The organism is Streptomyces pathocidini (assembly GCF_001418495.1).
Classification (GTDB): Bacteria; Actinomycetota; Actinomycetes; order Streptomycetales; family Streptomycetaceae; genus Streptomyces; species Streptomyces pathocidini.
On the sequence record NZ_LIQY01000742.1, the window covers coordinates 1 to 984 of the forward strand.

The 984-nt window shown below is 76.0% G+C and carries 1 protein-coding gene; it reads right to left on the reverse strand.

All coding sequences use genetic code 11. The features are described 5' to 3' along the window. Positions 1-72: 72 nt before the first annotated feature. Positions 73-984 (reverse strand): hypothetical protein (locus AOK16_RS24965; protein WP_055474338.1); only part of this gene is annotated, 912 nt, incomplete at its 5' end.

The following is a 984-nucleotide window of genomic DNA, read 5'->3' on the forward strand; positions in this document are numbered from 1 at the left end:
CCCATGGCCCTCGCCGCCCCCGCGCCCCGGCCCGTCCTCATCAGCAGTCATCAGCAGTCCCAGTAGCCTCGTTCACGCCCCAAGGTCTACCACCGACACCCCCCCCAGCCCGCCCGCGTACGCCGCGAGCGCCCCGTCGCGCACCGCACCCACCACCCGTACGTGTCCCCGCTCCCCCATCCGTGCGGCCAGCGCGAGGAGTTCGCGCGCCTGCCGCGGGTCCAGGCAGCGGTCGAAGCCGTCCGCCAGGACGGTCATCGCCTGCCGGGCGGGCAGCACCTCGGCGACATGGTCCATCTCCAGCACGCCCGGCCCGGTCAGCAGAACCAGCGCCAGCGCGAGATGGCGCAGCTCCCCGTCCCCCAACCGTCCGATCGGGGTCGCCCCGCGCTCCCCCCGGTCCAGCACGGCCCGTACCATCCCGTCGTCGAGCAGCTCCGCCGTCAGGTCCGCCACCGGGCCCGAGCAGCCCGCCCGGCAGGCCTCGACCAGGACTCCGTGCCGGATCGCGCACTCCGATCGCGTACGCCGCAGCACTTCGGCCAGGTTCCCGCAGTCGCCGCGCAGCCGCCCCTCCCCCACCGGGACCGGCGCCCGCATCCGCTCGGGCCGCGGATCGCAGGCAAACACCGAGCGCAGGGCGACCAGGGCCTGTTCGGCCGCCGCCAGGACGAGGCGCTGGCCGGGGGTCTTGCCCGCGACCCGCAACGGGAGCAGCGCGGTGCCCAGCAGGTCGTCCGGCAGCGGCGCCCGGGTCACCGGCACGGCACCCGCGGTGTGCCAGGCCGCCTGGACCGTACGCCGCCCCGGGTCGCGCAGCGCGGTGGACAGCAGGATCTGACCGCCTCCGGTCAACCGCTCGCCCACGACGCGCAGTTCGGGCTCGGCCTGGACGGCGAGGTCGAGCCGGACCTCGCCCAGCGGGCCGTCGACCGTACAGCCGATCCGGAATCCGCGCCGCCGCTCGACGAGGTGTTCCCCGAC